Origin of the sequence: Pseudomonas sp. SWRI81 (assembly GCF_014268545.1) — a bacterium.
GTDB classification, from domain to species: Bacteria; Pseudomonadota; Gammaproteobacteria; order Pseudomonadales; family Pseudomonadaceae; genus Aquipseudomonas; species Aquipseudomonas hamedanensis.
Genome location: NZ_JABWQS010000003.1, coordinates 120,850 through 135,759, shown reverse-complemented (window position 1 = coordinate 135,759; position 14,910 = coordinate 120,850). Strand labels below are relative to the sequence as shown.

Annotated in this window: 10 protein-coding genes; all 10 read right to left on the bottom strand. The window is 56.4% G+C overall.

The genetic code is table 11. From position 1 onward, the window contains the following. Positions 1 to 34: 34 nt before the first annotated feature. On the bottom strand, positions 35 to 1,006 hold the full coding sequence (locus HU765_RS03195; RefSeq protein WP_238344633.1) for a sel1 repeat family protein: 972 nt from the start codon (positions 1,004 to 1,006) through the stop codon (positions 35 to 37). A 109-nt stretch (positions 1,007 to 1,115) separates the two neighbouring features. After that, a complete protein-coding gene (locus HU765_RS03190; RefSeq protein ID WP_186619012.1) occupies positions 1,116 to 2,123 on the bottom strand; it encodes a sel1 repeat family protein in 1,008 nt (335 codons plus the stop codon). After that, on the bottom strand, positions 2,120 to 5,674 hold the full coding sequence (locus HU765_RS03185; RefSeq protein WP_186619011.1) for a LysM domain-containing protein: 3,555 nt from the start codon (positions 5,672 to 5,674) through the stop codon (positions 2,120 to 2,122). The genes HU765_RS03190 and HU765_RS03185 overlap by 4 nt, the downstream gene beginning before the upstream one ends. 28 nt (positions 5,675 to 5,702) lie before the next feature. Beyond that, on the bottom strand, positions 5,703 to 6,560 hold the full coding sequence (locus HU765_RS03180; protein WP_186619010.1) for a DUF4123 domain-containing protein: 858 nt from the start codon (positions 6,558 to 6,560) through the stop codon (positions 5,703 to 5,705). Beyond that, positions 6,551 to 8,599, bottom strand: a complete 2,049-nt coding sequence (locus HU765_RS03175) for a type VI secretion system tip protein VgrG (RefSeq protein WP_186619009.1) — start codon at positions 8,597 to 8,599, stop codon at positions 6,551 to 6,553. Before HU765_RS03175 ends, HU765_RS03180 begins: the two co-directional genes overlap by 10 nt. A gap of 363 nt (positions 8,600 to 8,962) precedes the next feature. Next, positions 8,963 to 9,583: a hypothetical protein gene (locus tag HU765_RS03170; protein WP_186619008.1), complete on the bottom strand. Its 621-nt coding sequence runs from the start codon at positions 9,581 to 9,583 to the stop codon at positions 8,963 to 8,965. 45 nt (positions 9,584 to 9,628) lie between these two features. Continuing rightward, a complete protein-coding gene (locus HU765_RS03165) occupies positions 9,629 to 10,567 on the bottom strand; it encodes a carbohydrate kinase (RefSeq protein WP_186619007.1) in 939 nt (312 codons plus the stop codon). A gap of 13 nt (positions 10,568 to 10,580) precedes the next feature. Then, positions 10,581 to 12,077 carry a xylulokinase gene (xylB, locus tag HU765_RS03160; protein WP_186619006.1) on the bottom strand — a complete coding sequence of 499 codons (1,497 nt, stop codon included), beginning with the start codon at positions 12,075 to 12,077 and terminating at the stop codon, positions 10,581 to 10,583. 144 nt (positions 12,078 to 12,221) lie between these two features. Beyond that, the gene (locus HU765_RS03155; RefSeq protein ID WP_186619005.1) at positions 12,222 to 13,694 is read right to left on the bottom strand and encodes a mannitol dehydrogenase family protein; all 1,473 of its coding nucleotides are present in this window, start codon (positions 13,692 to 13,694) and stop codon (positions 12,222 to 12,224) included. Between the two features lie 10 nt (positions 13,695 to 13,704). Beyond that, entirely contained in the window at positions 13,705 to 14,808 is a 1,104-nt protein-coding gene (gene ugpC / locus HU765_RS03150; protein ID WP_186619004.1) for a sn-glycerol-3-phosphate ABC transporter ATP-binding protein UgpC, read from the bottom strand. Between the last annotated feature and the right edge of the window lie 102 nt (positions 14,809 to 14,910).

Here is a 14,910-nt window from a genome sequence, read left to right as displayed (position 1 = left end):
GCGATAAAAAAGTGTGGGAGTAGCCTCATTGGCGCTAGTGTCCTAGCTTGTCAGGGAAGAACGAGAGCGGCGGGTGGCTGAGCTTCCACGTTTTCGCGAGCTCTTTTGCTTTTTCTAATTGCTCTTTTGACAGGCTTTTTTTCACTTCTGGCAATAAATCATTAACATTGTTTATTACGTTTCCACCACCATCAAGCTCTAGTAAGTTTGACAATAGCGCGTATGACTTCACTGGGTCTGATTCGAATCCATATTTTGGTTCGGCTTCGCCAATATATGACGCATAACCAAAAACTGCCGATACGTAGCCTAAAGCTGCAGCTTTTTCATTCCAATTTCTAAATGATGAAAAATCGGCTTTTTTAATCCTGCTAGCGGCAAATCCCATCATGGCCGGAGGATAACCATTTTCAGCAGCTGCTTTCATCCATTTTTCGATTTCATCTGATTTTTTGGAGGGCAGTAGAAATACCCCGCCTCCCTCTTGATACTTGGTTGCTAAACGAAATTGCGCTAATGCAAAACCTTTCTCTGCAGATTTTTCTAGCCACTCATCGTTTCCTGTTATCTCCCATAACAGGTACATCGACTCAGCGTTTCCATGGGATGCCTGATCAGTAGCAAGCTTCTTAGCTTTATTCATCCAATCTTCAGGCGTTTGCTGAGAGAAAGAACAGTTTTTCATAGTGATGCACAAATCTTGGTCTGCGCCCCCGAGCCGAATCATAGAATAAATATTCCCTTTATTTGCTGACTCTTCGTAAGCCTTTTGTGCTTCCTGTGTCATGTATCTGTTGTTTTTTCTTATTGATTCTCCCAAGTAGTAAAGTGCTTCATCGTCACCGCCTCCGGCTGCTATTTCCAGTTGTTCAATTGCGGAGATAGCTTTGTATTGGCTACATAACTCTATGCCTTTGATTTTTGCCTGGGATTGTTCCGTCGTGAGCGCGTTTGACTGGCCTGAAACTAGAGCTAAAAATGTTAACGCAGTGGCCGTCAGTTTCATGGGAGTCTTTGCCGAGTTATGGGTAGTGGCTTCATCAAAAGTAAGGGGCGATAGTTCGCCAAGGTAAAGCTCTGGGTGCGGCACCACCTAAAAATACGAGTGAATATATTTAGTTACTCAGCTTGTCGGGGAAGAAAGATAGCGGTGGGTGAGTCGCTTTCCACTCTTGAGCAACAGTTTTGGATTGTTCAATTTGTTCTGGTGTCATTCTTTCCGAAATTTTTTCGATTTTACGGTCAACGTAATCTTGCACGCCACCGGCGTCACCCAGTTCTTTTAATAAAGAAAAAATAGCGTAGCCTTTAACTAAATCCAATGAATAGCCTACTTTATCTGGGGTGTGTGAAATGTACGCACCATAGTTACTCATTGCGGCTTGTTCGCCGGTTGCTGCAGCCACCTCAAGCCAGTGTCGAATGCCTGCCATGTCTCCTTCCTCATAAAGCGTTTCTAGATATTGCATCATGGCTTTTGGGTTGCCACCCTCGGAAGAAAGCAGCAGCCATTTTCTTACTGACGCTTCACGTCCTCCAGGAGTGAAGAAGTAACCTTCTCCCTGCCTTTCACTGACAGCCATCCAATATTGCGCGAGTGGATAGCCTGAATTTGCAGATTTTTCCAACCAATGATGATCCAGCGTGATTTCATACATCAAATAGAGTGATTCAGGATCGCCATCATTTGCCTTCGGCAAGGTTATTTTTTTTGCTTCCGCGAACCATTCTGCTTGAGTTTTTTTTGACGGCGGGCAATTTTCCATTGTTGCGCAACGATCTCTTTTTGCCCGGCCCAACTGAATCATTGCATATATATTTTTTTTCTCTGCTGCCGATTCGTACCATAGTTGCGCTTCGGGAGTCATATAGCCATTTTTCTTTCGAAGAGACTCCGCCAGATAATACTGCGATTCAATATCGCCATTTTCTGCCTCTCGCTTTAGCTGCGGGATGGCATCATCTATTTTCATCTGATTGTAAAGAACGATTCCGCGTTGTTCATTATTCAGTGCGGCTGGAGATGCATTGGTAAGGTTGACGCTGTAAGGCAGCAATGAAATCAAACCCAAGCTGAACAGTAAGGCGATTTGACTTAGTTTGATTCTAATAGATCGATTCATTGGTAGCCTTTTAAATAGGGTGTCGCCCCGCTAGGCGAGTAGGTTGGTTCCAGTATGTAATTTTTTTGACAATATTCAGCTAGGTTTGCGCCAAGTAATTTTGTGTGGGCTTTGTAGCTTTCACGCGCTTCAACGCTCGCGTCATCGAAGAGGCTTCGTACACTTTCCGCCATGAAATTATCCAGTGACATGCGGTTTTTGCAATAGTCCTGTTTTCCTGCTTGCTCTTTTATACCGAACTCATTCATGGACATGCAGGTGAGTTCAAATTGACTTTGTGCTTTGTCAATAGTGTTGGTTTTCTTTGCGTTGTTGACTATCCAGCGCAGAATTCTTTCTATGGCTTTTTGCTGAAGAACATGAGCTTCGGGCTGACTATATACGCGACCCTTGTCAGATGTTCCATCGTCTTCAGAGCTGGCTACCGTAATCTTAAACCCGTCAGGTTGACTTATAAGCGTTCTTAGCAGTGGGCCCAATGCGCTAGGAATCGCATTCACGATCCACTCTTCGAGCTCGCTTTGGTTTCTATAATTCATGATCGCGTCTGCAATCGGTCCGCCCTTGCCACTACGAGTCAGAGATTCATACAGACTCATCACAACATCCCAACGCATCATGTACGCCATCGCCACATTCAATCCAGCAGCGCCCAAAGCGTTAAGTGCGGAAGCATACTCACTCGCTTCAGGATCCATCCACTCAACTTTACGGCCCTTGGTCTTATGCAGCTCTTTGCGATACAGGTTAATAAGGTCAACCACCGCCTCATAACCTACTTCAAATTTAAAACTACCGTTAGCGCCGGGCCCAAGCACTACCGTTGCCTTCAAATTAAGAATGAACCGCCCTTTATCCAGAGAAACTTGAGCGTTCCCTTGGAACCCCGCGCCTAACGCGACTCCTACGGACCCACTCAGTTTCGCGAGTGTCAGCCATGGGTTAGCGGTCTTTGCGTCTTTAGCGCTGCCCATACCCATCGACGGCGCGGTGCGTAAGGCGACGAGTTCTTTTGGCGGTGCCCAGTTTAATGCTCCAGTGAGTTCAATAGCGGCTTGCAAGCCGCCGAACACGTTGAAGCTTGCCTTCGCGCCATTTTCGACTTGAACATTGGCGAGACGACCGGATGACATTTGACCTGTGCTCAGGGTGCCCGCAGCGGTGGGAGCCTTTGATTGATGTTCGAGATCGGGAGTAGGGCTGTCGTCGCCGCTGTCGGCTTTCGCTTTCTTGGTTGCGTCATGATCGGAGCGTTCTTGTTTGGCTGAGGCGTCTTCGCGCTGTGCGCGTTTGACCGGGCTAAGGGAAGCTCCGTATTTGACATTGCCGAGAATAGGGCTCAGTTCGACGCTACCGGCCAGTAGCAACGAAGCCCCAGCATAACCCCAGGCTTTCACGCCAAAGTGGAAGGAAAAACGCCCAAAGTTCATTTTTTGGGGGCTACCGTCCAATAAGTAGTCGAGCGTGATTTCTTGTGCGCTGGTCTGGGCGGGCATGTCCACTTTCATCAATTGCACTTCGCCACGGGCCAGGTCCAGACTTAATCCAACCGCGGCGGATGCCTGAAAACCTTCAGCAGCGGAAATTTTCGGGCCTTCGAGTTTTACATCCCCGTGAATGCTTGGTTGTGGAGGCGTCAGGCAACGTACGAATTGTGCTTGCGGACTATTGTCAAAAAGCCGGACCTTGCCCCGAATACTCTTTTTGAAGACGAGTTGCTGGAGGTGCTGGCCCCAATTGGTTAGCGCGGCCTCGTCTTCAAGGTCCTTGACTTCATAACCTTGTTTTTTGATGTAAGCGTAGAAATCCTTGGCGATGAACCAGCCTTTTTTATCGAAGCAGTCGCCGACCTGATCGCTGAATTTTACCGCGCCCTGAGCCAGCAGCCATTGGCGGAACGAACTGAGCTCGCTGTTTTTTTCAGAGCCTTCGGTGGCATCTGCCGGGGGGCTTTTAAAGGCTTTGCCTATAGAGCCAGGGACTTTTTTTAAGTCCTCTTTCATGATCTTTTTTGCGTCTTTCAAGTTCGTCATACTGAACCAGCCCAAGGGCGTGCCCTTGGCGTCCGAGAGACTGACTTCGCGCAGGGGGAAGCCAGGTTTAACCATGCGATCTACTGGCTTGGGCTGGAATGCTTCCGGCTCCCAAATCAGATGACGTCCAGGTTTTGCCGCATTGACATTTTTCTGAGCGGTTCTTTGGAGGTCATCCTTGATTTTCTGCAGGCGATCCCATTCTGCGCGCTCCGCATCTACCAAACCTGCTGGTGCCTGCGCATTCTGGCCGGTCGCTTCGATCCAGCGTTTATACTTCTCCTGAAGCCGCGCGGTAACTTCCGCCTGTTTTTTCTCTGTATCCAGATACAGCTTGAATTGCTCGATGCCAGACGCAACCCCGTCGTTTATAAGCGCGAATTCGGGAAGCGCGATTCCATAATCTGACGCTTTCATGATGGATTCGGTGTATGCATGGTAATCCAGCGCATCGGCGTTTTTGTATAGCGTGTAAGCGTACCCAACCAGGTCGGCTGTACAATCATTCATGCCGCTGCACAAATTGTCATAGCTTTTTTTCTGCTCGGCCAAAGCTTTCGCCACGTCTTCAAGCGACACGGGTTTGAAGTCTTTGCTGCTGAGGAATTTTTTGCGTGCCTCAAGGTAAGTTTGCACGCGGGCGCGGGCTTCGATGGCTTCCTTGGAGTACAACGACCCACTTTCGTAGGTGTAGCCTTGCAGTTTAGCTGCCGCTACGGCCTCTTTTTTAAGCGCGTTGAACTCAGCCCGACGGTTGTGAAAGTCTACGTACTGCTGACGGATGCCCTCGCGGGCTTCCGTTTCGGCTGTCATTTGATCCATGCGCGATCGAGCAGTGTCCTCCTGAGGAAGGGAGGCAGGAGTAGCTACTGGACTTTTCTTATCGACTTCGTCTTGTCTTTGCTTAGCCGTCGCAGGATCTATGTCGATTTCATCTCCCAGAGCTTCAAACTCTTCCATGCGCGTGCGCTGCTCGCCCGAGAGGAAGTTGCTCAACTTTGGCTCAAGGAAGGACTCGAGCAAGCCTGACTCCTGAAGCCCGTTCAGGCGTTCATCACGAGGCTTGTTCGGCGCGATCATCTTCTCTAGTGCGAACATCGATTCTTTGATGGAGGACACTGCGCGCTCAGGCAGCAGCCAGAACTCTTGCTCTTCGGTGGCATATATCGCGCTGGCAAACTTTTTTGAGCATGGAGGCGCATGGGGCTTGAAGGTTTTCGAGTTCTGATCTGGGGTGTCTTTGACAGGCTCCAGTTCAACCAGATCCTCCGCAGAGCACTGAGTGGCGGCCTCCGGGGTTGCCTGCGCAGGCGGTTGAGCTGCGGCGGGTGTCTGAGCGACAGGCGCAGCGGGCGATTGTTCGCCTTTCGGAACGCTCAGGTTCCATCCGACTTTGACATTGTCCGGATGGGTGATGAAGGGGTTCATCTGACGAAGTTGCGCCACAGTGGTGTTGTAGCGCGTAGCGATCTTGCCCAGAGTTTCGCCAGGCATCACGGCGTGATTTGTAATTTCCATGGTGATTCCGTTCTGTTGTCGCGTCGCCTTAATGTTGAGCGACGGCGGCTGATTCCAGGAGCCGATCTACTTTGATAAACGACTCGTCCTTTGATTGCAGGATCGCCATGATCCCAAGCTGGGTCTCGAACAGCGGACCGTTCACGACAGGGCCAAGCTTGAGCAGGTGATCGCCATCATAAATGTTGTGTTTGAGCAGCAAGTCGAGGTTGTCCGCAATGTCATTCAAGCGGTCATCGTCTGGCTCATTGAATGCTGCGTACTCTTCATCGACCCAATACACCCAGCCCAGGCGCGCTTGTACTTTCGCAGCTGCCTCAGGCAGATTGAACGCCGCTCTATCACCTGACCATGTCGATTCACCGTTGGTCGTCCAGACCAGCCATCGACCACGTTCTTGACCGAAATGAATCGGCGCCGGGCTGTAGACCGCATTCCAGCAGCCTAGTAACTGGTCGAATGCTTTATCGGCGGTGTATGCCAGCGCTGCCCACAGACTCGGCTTGTGGAAGCTCAACAGACTTTGGCCACCCGAACCGTCATTTGCTCTAAGCAACCAGCGTGCATGAGCCAGGGCTTTTTCAGGATCCGGGGTTGAGATTGCAATTCCCGAAAAGCGTTCCTCACAAAGTTCCGCAGCGACCTTTGCCACTTTGCCGCCCTTTGGCGCCACCAGCCACAATGGCTCTTCAGGAATCTCTGCGAGGTCTGTCCCGACAAACAGACCGTGGGCAACAACGGGTTCGCCTACTCGATAAAGACGGCCCAAAGCGTCTGGCTGGAGCCCTTGGTCGATGATGAAACACAGCGATTCGCTGGTAACGGGCAAGTCCGAAAAATTATAACGAGGCTCCGAGAGGAGGGCGCTCAGCGCTTTTACATGCATGTGCAATCCTTACGGCTGCAAGCGCCGTTACTCTGTTTTCCACACAGCGGGGTGATACCTGACTCATTAAGACGGGCAGGGAGCGGTGCTTTCCCCGCCTTATCCGCATCCACAACCTTCATAGGCCCCGGCAGCAACGGCGCCGCCGGCGTACCCACCCCAGGCGCACCGCCCGTATTCACCTTCACCTCAGCCCCGCTGATCGTCACGCCACCCGCATCGACCTTGACGAAGCTGCCGCCAGCCTTGGCGGTCAGTTCCATGGCGCCTTCGATCACCACTTTCTGGCCGGCGTAGTAGTGAATCTCGGTCCCAGCCTCAACAAACTGCCCAGTCCCCACCTTCACATGCTGCGTAACCCCCACCGTCAGGTGATCATCCGCGCGCATCTCACTGATCCGGTCCAGATGGGTAATCCGGTGCTCTTCAACCTTGAATTCGCTCAGCGTGTTGGCTTCCACGGTGTCGTGGCGTTCGTTGCCGACGCGGATTTTCTGGTCGTGTTCGATGTTTTCGTCCCAGTCGCGCTGGGCGTGGATGTAGATCTGTTCGGCGCCTTTTTTGTCTTCGATGCGGAATTCGTTGTAGCCCTTGCCGCCCGGGGAGCTGAGGGTTTTGAAGGTGCTGCGGGTTTTGTTCGCCGGCAGGTCGTAGGGGACGACGTTTTCCTTGTGGTACAGGCAGCCGGTGACGAGTGGCTGGTCGGGGTCGCCCTCGAGGAAGGTGACGAGGACTTCCATGCCGATACGCGGGATGGCGATGCCGCCGTAGGCTGCGCCGGCCCAGCCGCTGGCGACGCGGATCCAGCAGGTGGTTTTGTCGTCGGACTGGCCGTCGCGGTCCCAGTGGAATTGCACTTTGATGCGGCCGTACTGATCGCAGTGGATCTCTTCACCGGCGGGACCTGTGACGACGGCGGTCTGGCTGCCGAGGACTTTCGGTTTCGGGTGTTCGAGGGCAGGGCGGTAGTGCGCGTCCCAAGGGGTGGCAATGAAGCTGTTGCGGTAGCCCTGGTGGAAATCGCTCTTGTTGTCGGTGACGTCGCTGGTGACGTTTTCGCCGAGCACTTGCGGCTGTTTGCCTTCGTGGAAGACTTCCAGCAGCAGCCACAGGTCGTTCCACTCGGCGCGCGGGTGTTCGGCGAGGCTGAGGAAGTGGCCGCTGGTGAGGGTCGGTTCGTCACCTTTGCCTTCGGCGAGTTTGTAGTCGCTGCGATGGCGTTCGAGGGCGCGGGTCGAGAGGAACTTGCCACGCTCGCGGGTGGTGAAGCGGCCGGGGTAGTCGTAGTCTTCCTGGTCAGGGGCGAACTCGGATTTGGCGGCGCCTTCGGGAAGGATCTTCGGTTTTTCGAAATCGTAGTCGCGGCGGCTGACGCGGGTGGTGCGGGTTTCCAGACGCAGGTTGAAGCGCTTGATCACCGGTTTCTCGGCGGCCATGCCGGAGTCTTGCTGGTAGCTGACCGGCTTCAGTTTGCGGAACACGGTCTGGTCATCGCCGAACACCAGTTTGTGCCCGCTGCTGCTGTGCTGGAAGTGGAAGTGAATGCCTTCCTCTTCGCACAGACGCTGGATGAAATGCAGGTCGGATTCGTCGTACTGCACGCAGTATTCGCGTTCCGGGTACTCGGCGCCGAGCTGGAAACTATAAGCGTCCGCGAGAATGCCGCGGTCTTCCAGCACCTGAGCGATGATTTTCGGCACCGTCAACTGCTGGAAGATCTGCTGATCGTGGTTGTGCTGCAGATAGGCCAGTTGCGGCATCAGGCTGATGCAGTAGCGGGTCAAGGTTTTGCCCGAATCGCCTTGTTCGATGCGGTACACCTGGCCATGAATCTTGCCTTCGCCGGTGGCCCCGAAAGTCAGGCAGGCGCGCTTGTGCAGCAGCTCTTCGAGTTTCAGGTCGGGGCGGGCGCTGACCAGTTCGAGGTCGAAACGGAACGGTTCGTTGAGGGCTTCGCGACCGGTGAAGCTGAGGACTTGCAGGTCGGCGTTGGCGCCTTCGATCGTGAGGGTGATGTGGGTTGCATTGGCGTCCAGCATGCCTTGAATTCCGTCCGTTGAATAAGCAGGTGATGGATGTTGCAGGATTAGACCGCCTCATTCAAGGCGCAAATGGCGTAGGCGTGGGCGCCGCATCACATAGGGAAAACCCTTAGAGGTCCGTTTTGGCCCAGTAATACCGGGCATTTCGTTAACGTTGCTGGAGGCAGAATGCCGATATTGATGCGCCAGTATGGTCAGTGATGACCGCTTGGTTTCAGACCAAAGCGATTGGCGGTGCCCGAAAGATTGCTTTCGCGGGCAAGCCCGCTCCCACAGGTTTCTCGGGTGAACACGAAATCTGCGTTTACTGAGGTGCCTGTGGGAGCGGGCTTGCCCGCGAATGCGTCGTCAGCATCGGCGCTACAACCAATGCCAGAACCGGCTCCAGAACCCTCGATTCAAATCCTCCTTGCACCCGGCATACTGCCGCGCATACATATCTGAACGATTCTGCACCTTGCGCGCCGTCGGCGGCAGCCAGGCTTTGCTCGCGTAGGTCTTGTTGCGAAAGCCGCCCCAGCCTTCGTGGTAGTTGAGGTACTGGTTATAGGCGTCGTATTTGTAGACGCCGTTGATTGAGGTGGTCTTGTCCATGTACCAGCCGATGAAGTCGATGGCATCATCGAAGTCTTCGCGGTCGGCCCAGTTTCTGCCGGTGCTTTTCTGGTAATCGGACCACACTTCATCTTTGGCTTGCGCGTAACCCGACGCCGTCGACACCCGACCCCACGGAATCACCCAGAGCAGATATTTGCGCGGCGTCTTCGCGTCGTAGCGATAGCCGGACTCCTGATACATGATCGCGAAGGGCACCTGGATCGGTACGCCCCAGCGGTTTTGCGTGACTTGCGCGGCGTCGTACCAGTCGCTTTTTTCCCGGAAGATCTCGCAGATGTCTTCCGGCGAGCGGGGCGGCGAGGTGCCGCAACCGCTCAGCAGGGTTGCCAGTGTCAGGAGTGCAAAGGTCTGCCGGTAGTTCAAAAGCGGTTATCCCGTCATGCGCAAAAAGGCCGACAGTCTACGCGCTCAGCGCAATTGATGACGATAGGGCAGATCAGGGCCGGTTTTGCTGCAGGTCAGCGCGGCGGCTTGCACGGCGAACCTGAGCATGGCGTCGATCTGCTCGCGTGCGAGTTGCTGCACGCCCTCCACCGAATCCAGAGCATGTTCGCTCAGCCAGGTAATCAGCGCCGCCTGAAAGGTATCGCCGGCACCGACGGTATCGGCGATGTTCACCGAGGCGGCCGGCACCGACCATGTGCCGTGTCGGCGACTGAACACACTCGCACCGTCGCCTCCGCGAGTGAGAAAGACTAGTTGGCAGCGATGTTCGAGCCAGCCCTCGATCACGTTCTGCGGGTCCTGCTCGGGGTAGAGCAGGCTCAGGTCTTCGTCGCTGACCTTGATCAGGTCGGCCAGTTTTACCAGCGTGGCGATGCGTTCGCGCCACAGGTCGATGTTCGGCTCGGGATTGAGGCGCACGTTCGGATCAAGGCTGATCAGGCGTTTGCCGCTTTCGCGCTGGACCAGTTGCAGCAAGGTGTCGCCGACTGGCTGCACCACCAGCGAGTACGAGCCGACGTGCAAGCCGCGCACCTCAGGCCCCAGCGCCGGCAAATGCGCCGCGCTCAGTTGTCGGTCTGCACAGCCTTCGCCGCGAAAGCTGTAGTGCGGTGAGCCGTTGGCACCCACGGCAACCATCGCCTGGGTGGTCGGCGCGGCAAATTCCACGAGATAGTCCGGGCACACACCTTCCTCGCGCAGCACTTGTTGCAGACGCCGGCCCAGATAGTCAGTGGACAACCCACCGAACAAGGCTGAATCCACGCCGAGCCGGCGCAATCCCACCGCGACGTTGAACGGCGAGCCGCCGGCAATTGCCTTGAAATTCACTTTCGACGCCAGACCGCTGGCATCGTCTTCGCTGAAGAAATCAAACAGGGCTTCGCCACACACCAGGTACATAGTTGTTTGCTCTTTATAGGGTTGCGACATGCTGTTGATAGCGTTCGTAGGCCTGCTGGAACGCTGCGACATTGGCCGCGATCGGCAGGGTTTCACTGTTCGGGTCAAGCTTGACACAGCGCTGACACAGGTCGGCAAGGCTGACTTCGTGTCCGTCAGTCCACGATTGGCACCACGCCGCCTGGATCGCCGCGCCCAGTGCCGCCGCTTCGCTTTGCTCGGTGCAGATCACCGAGGTGTTCATGATGTCGGCGACGATCTGCCGCCACACGGCGCTTTTCGAGCCGCCGCCGATCAGGCAGATGCGCTGGCTTTGTAAACCATTCTGGCGCAGCAGATCCAGCCCGTAACGTAAACCGAACGTCGTGCCTTCGACGGCGGCGCGGCACAGGTTGGCCTGGGTCAGGTTGTCCAGCGTCAGCCCGTGCAGGCTGCCGGTGGCATGGGGCAGGGCGGGCACGCGCTCACCGTTGAAAAACGGCAGCAGGCTCACGCCGTCCGCACCGATGGGCGACTGCGCGACCAACTGGTTGAACTGAGGAAGATCGAGATTGAACAGCTCGCGAATCGCACCGGTGGCATTGGTCAGGTTCATGGTGCAGATCAGCGGCAGCCAGCCGCCGCTGGACGAACAGAAGGTTGCAACCGAGGCATCCGGGCTCACGCTGGGTACGTCGCCATAGGCGTACACCGTGCCGGAGGAGCCGAGGCTCATGGTGATTGCGCCGGGCCGGATGTTGGCGGTGCCGATTGCGCCCATCATGTTGTCACCGCCGCCGCTGGCGACCACTGCATCAGGGTTGATGCCCAAGTGTTCGGCAACCGACGGCAGCAGCGTGCCGACCGCTTCATGGGCGTCGATCAGCTCTGGCAGCGCGGCTTGCAGGCGTCCGCTGGCGTCGATATCGCGCAGCAGCTGCAAGTCCCACTGGCGGGTGCGCACGTTGAAATAGCCGGTGCCAGACGCATCGCCGTATTCGCTGCAGCAACGCCCGGTCAGCCAGAAATTGAGGTAGTCGTGGGGCAGAAGGATCCGCGCGATACGTGCGAACACCTCGGGATGTTGCTCTTTGGTCCAGAGCAGCTTGGACACGGTATAGCCCGGTGCGATGGCCACGCCGAGGCGTTCCAGCGAACCTTTTTCGCCGCCCAGATGTTGCAGCAAACGGTCGTTTTCAGCGCTGGTTTCGGTGTCGCACCACAGCTTGGCAGGGCGCAGGACTTGCCCTTGATCGTCGAGCAGGACCAGGCCGTGCTGCTGGCCGGAGACGCCGATACCGAGAATCGACTGGCCGTCGACGTTCGCCGATTGCAATGCCTGACGCGTGGCGATGGTGAACGCGTCCAGCCATTGCTGGACGTCCTGTTCGCGGCGACCGTTGGCGCCGCTGATCATCGTGTGTGGCGCCGCGCCCTGGCCGAGTACCTGACCGCTGACGGCGTCGAGGATGATCGCTTTGGTGCCTTGGGTGCCGCAGTCGATACCCAGAAAAAGTTGTTGGGTCGTCACAGTAAGGTCCTCAGGGTGTCAGGGTGGTTCCGGGTCTGGCGGCTATTCGCGAGCAGGCTCGCTCCCACTGGACATATCCGGTTTTCCGAAATTCCTTGTGGGAGCGAGCCTGCTCGCGAAGGCGTCAGTGGCATCGTCGCAGGATCAGGCCAGGACCCGCTCCAGAGTCCGCGAAACCCCAACCGCGCGCAAACTCTCGCAGCACCACTCGAACGCCGCAACAAATTCCGCCGAGTTCGGTATCGCCGTGCCGAAAATCTCTTCGACGCCCAACAACCGTTCCGTTATCGACCCGTCCTCCGCCACCAGTCCCTGGCAAAAAGCCGCCCGCGGATCCGGTATCGAATAGGTATCGCCATTCTCGTCCACGCCCTTCAGATACAACGCCCACGCCGCTACCACCAATGCAGCGCGTCTGGTCTCGCGTCCATCGGCGATCAATCGGTTGATCGTCGGCACGGTGAACTTGGGGAATTTCGACGAGCCATCCGAACACACCCGCTCAAGTTGATCGGCAATCGCCTGATTGGAAAAGCGCGCCACCAGCGTGTCCTTGTAGTCGCTCAGGTCGATGCCCGGCACCGGTGCCAGTTGCGGTGTAACGTCGAGATCCATATAGGCGCGCATGTATCGCACGAACAACGGATCGTTCATGGTTTCGTGGACGAAACGATAGCCTTTCAGAAAACCCAGATACGTCAGGGCCAGATGGCTGCCGTTGAGCAGTTTGATTTTCATCTCTTCGTAGGGCGTTACATCGTCGGTGAACTGCACGCCGACCTTTTCCCAGGCCGGACGGCCGTTGACGAATTTGTCTTCCAGCACCCATTGCACGAACGGCTCGCAGACCACCGGCCAGGCATCGTCGACGGCGTGCTTGTCGGCCAGCTGCAGACGGTGCGCGGTGCTGGTCATTGGCGTGATGCGGTCGACCATGGCATTGGGGAAGCTGACGTTCTGCTCGATCCAGTCACGCAGGTCGGGATCGCGCAACGCGGCGAACGCCAGCAGCGCCTTGCGGGTCACCGCGCCGTTGTGCGGCAGGTTATCGCAGGACATCAAAGTGAACGCTGGCGTGCCCGCGCCACGGCGCTTGGCCAGGGCAGCACAGAGGAAACCGAACACGGTTTTCGGCGCGTCAGGGTGGGCCAGGTCGTGTTGAATCTGCGGCAAGTGCGCCATGAATTCGCCGTTGCTGTCGTCGATGCAGTAACCGCCCTCGGTGATGGTCAGCGAGACGATGCGGATCTGCGGATCGGCCAGTTTGTCGATCAGCGTCCGCGCGCCGTCCTCGGCCAACAGCATGTCGCGGATCGCGCCGATGACGCGCACTTCGGTGTCATCGCTGTCACCCAGTTCGAAGAGGGTGAAGAGGTAGTCCTGCTCCTTGAGATCGTCACGGGCACGGCGGTCTTCGGCACGCAGGCCGACGCCGCAGATCGCCCAGTCGAGTGCCTCGCCGCGGTTCATCAGCGCGTCGGTGTAATACGCCTGATGGGCGCGATGAAAACCGCCGACGCCAATGTGGGCGATGCCTTGGCGCGTGTCGCGCAGCCCATAGCGCGGCAGTTGCACTTCGGGGGCGAGGCGGTTGAGGTTGTGTGAGTTGAGTTTCATCGCAAAAGTCTCAGGCGGCCGCGCGCAGTGGGCGGGTCAGCGCCACGCCGTCGGCATTGAATAGATGGCAGTGAGTCGGGTCCAGACGCAGGCTCAGTTGTTCACCGTAACGGCTGGCCAGATCGCCGCGCACGCGCATGGTCAGGGCTTCACCGGCCGCGGTGGTGACGTGGCAGAAAGTGTCGCTGCCCAGCCGTTCGCTGACGTCGGCCGTGACCTGCAAGGTGCAGTCGCCCGGTTGCGCCAGCTCCAGATGCTCCGGGCGAATGCCCAGGGTCACGGCGCTGCCGACACTCAGCTCGCCGGCATTGAACGCCAGGACGATGCGGCTGCCCGCGTCCAGGGCCACTTCACAACTGTGGCCGTCAATGCGCGCAATCTTGCCCTTGAGGAAACCCATTTTCGGCGTGCCGAGGAACCCGGCGACAAACAGATTCGCCGGTTGGTGGTACAAGTCCAGCGGCGAGCCGACCTGTTCGATCCTGCCGCCATTGAGCACCACAACCTTGTCGGCCATGGTCATCGCTTCGACCTGATCATGGGTCACGTAGATCATCGTCGCTTGCAGGTCTTTATGCAGGCGCAGCAGTTCCAGACGCATCTGCACGCGCAACGCGGCGTCGAGGTTGGACAGCGGTTCGTCGAACAGGAAAATCTTTGGGTTGCGCACGATGGCGCGGCCGATCGCCACACGCTGACGCTGGCCACCGGACAGCTGTTTCGGCTTGCGCTCAAGCATCGGGCCGAGCTCAAGAATGCGCGCCGCTTCGCCGACCTTCTTTTCGACTTCAGCTTTCGGTACGCCGGCCAGATCGAGGGCGAACGACATGTTCTTTTTCACCGTCATGTGCGGGTACAGCGCGTAGGTCTGGAACACCATCGCCAGATCGCGCTTGGCCGGGCTGACTTCGGTGATGTCGCGGCCGTCGAGTTCGATGGTGCCGCCGCTGACTTCTTCCAGGCCGGCGATCAGCCGCAGCAAGGTGGATTTACCGCAGCCGGACGGGCCGACGAAGACCACGAATTCCTTGTCGTGCACTTCCAGGTCGATGCCCTTGATGATGGAAAAACCTTCGAAGCCTTTTTGCAGATTCTTGATTTTCAGGTTGGCCATGAGATGGGCCTCCGCAATTTATTATTCAGTTGAACCGGGCACGTTTTATGTAGGTGTGAGCCTGCTCGCGATAGCGGAATGTCATTCAACATAGATGTCGAC

Excerpts from the sequence above, each read along its gene's own strand:
- HU765_RS03175 (WP_186619009.1), bottom strand. The coding sequence starts at position 8,599 with ATGCTGGACGCCAATGCAACCCACATCACCCTCACGATCGAAGGCGCC.
- HU765_RS03155 (WP_186619005.1), bottom strand. The coding sequence starts at position 13,694 with ATGAAACTCAACTCACACAACCTCAACCGCCTCGCCCCCGAAGTGCAA.
- HU765_RS03190 (WP_186619012.1), bottom strand. The coding sequence starts at position 2,123 with ATGAATCGATCTATTAGAATCAAACTAAGTCAAATCGCCTTACTGTTC.
- ugpC (WP_186619004.1), bottom strand. The coding sequence starts at position 14,808 with ATGGCCAACCTGAAAATCAAGAATCTGCAAAAAGGCTTCGAAGGTTTT.
- HU765_RS03165 (WP_186619007.1), bottom strand. The coding sequence starts at position 10,567 with ATGTACCTGGTGTGTGGCGAAGCCCTGTTTGATTTCTTCAGCGAAGAC.
- HU765_RS03195 (WP_238344633.1), bottom strand. The coding sequence starts at position 1,006 with ATGAAACTGACGGCCACTGCGTTAACATTTTTAGCTCTAGTTTCAGGC.
- HU765_RS03185 (WP_186619011.1), bottom strand. The coding sequence starts at position 5,674 with ATGGAAATTACAAATCACGCCGTGATGCCTGGCGAAACTCTGGGCAAG.
- HU765_RS03180 (WP_186619010.1), bottom strand. The coding sequence starts at position 6,560 with ATGCATGTAAAAGCGCTGAGCGCCCTCCTCTCGGAGCCTCGTTATAAT.